The 1439-nt window shown below is 74.4% G+C and carries 1 protein-coding gene and 1 pseudogene; both read left to right on the top strand.

Translation table 11 applies throughout. The features are described 5' to 3' along the window. A pseudogene (locus tag ACWJ6R_RS36260) lies at nucleotides 1–195 on the top strand (serine/threonine-protein kinase); the annotation flags it as partial. 36 nt (nucleotides 196–231) lie between these two features. Next, nucleotides 232–1439: serine/threonine-protein kinase (locus ACWJ6R_RS36255; RefSeq protein ID WP_449066533.1), on the top strand; the 1208-nt coding region annotated here is incomplete at its 3' end.

The raw sequence follows: 1439 nt of genomic DNA, 5'->3' as shown, positions 1-1439 counted from the left end.
CATTCCGCCTCCGCCGCCGTCGCGACCCCGGTGCCGCCGCCCCGCGGACACCGGCGCCCCGCCGAGGGAAACCACCGCAAACCGCCGCTGGCGCCGAGGCCCGCGCCGCGCCCCCTGGTCCGCTTCATGTCGCCGGTCATCCGGCTGATGCTGCCCCGCAGCCTCTGGCCCAAGGAACTCCGCAAGCGAGGCTAAAGCGTTCCTCAAGGAGGAATCGCTTATCTTCTTCTCATGCCGGAACAGCAGACGCGCGTGCTCGCTGGCCGTTATGAGCTGATCACCCCGCTCGGCCGGGGGACGATGGGCACCGTTTGGCGTGCCCACGACCGTTCCCTGGGCCGCGAGGTGGCGATCAAGGAGATCCGCCAGGAACCCGGACTCAGCGAGGCACAGCGCGCCGAACTGCGGGAGCGCATGATCCGTGAGGGTCGTACCGCCGCCCGCATCAGCCACCCTTCAGTCGCCACCGTCCACGATGCGATCATCGAGGACGGCAGCCCGTGGATCATCATGGAGCTGGTCCAGGCCCGCTCCCTGGAGCAGGTGGTCGAGGAGGAGGGCCCCCTCCCGCCCCGGCTCGTGGCCGCGATCGGGGTGGACCTGCTGGACGCGCTGCGCGCCGCCCACGCCCAGGGCGTGCTCCACCGCGACGTGAAGCCCGGGAACGTGCTGATCACCGAGAGCGGCCGGGTGGTCCTGACCGACTTCGGCATCGCCAAGGCCGAGGGGGACACGAGCCTCACCCAGACCGGCATGGTGATCGGTTCCCCGGGGTACACCGCGCCCGAACGGGCCCGCGGGGAGCACACCGGGCCCGAGTCCGACCTCTGGTCGCTCGGGGCCACGCTGTACTTCGCGGTCGAGGGCCGTCCGGCCTACGAACGGTCCACGATGGCCGAGACGCTCGCCGCGCTGATGACCGAGAACGTCGACCCGCCGGTCCAGGCGGGCCCGCTCCGCCCGGTCCTGGAGCAACTGCTGGAGAAGGACCACACGGTACGGCTCACGCCCTCCCAGGCGATCGCCATGCTCCGGGCGGTGGCCGACACCCCCTTGGCGCCGTCGGCGCCCCCCGAGGCGTCTCGGCCTCCGGCGGCGCCCGCTCCCACGGCGGGCGGGGCCGGTTCCCCGTCCCGTCACCCCGCCGGACCCGGCTCCGAGGGCCGGGCGGGGGCCTGGGCCGGGGACGGCACGGGGAGCGGTGCCGGGAGCGGTCCCGGGACCGGTACGGGGCCGGACGAGGAGTTCGACGCCAACCGGACGATGATGGTCGCCCGTCCCACGATCGGGCTCCCCCTTCCCGGTACCGGCCGGTCTCCCGTGACCCCGCCCGCGTTCCGGCCCGAGGCCGCCTCCGGAGCCGTCTCCGACCTGGGCACCCCGGTGGCCCGGGGGGCCCGCCGCTCCGGGCCACCGGGGAGGGCCCGGTGGCCCGGGGA

The organism is Planomonospora algeriensis (assembly GCF_977012225.1).
The sequence above is the reverse complement of the archived record's forward strand: the minus strand, read 5'-3'. Positions and strand labels throughout refer to the sequence as shown.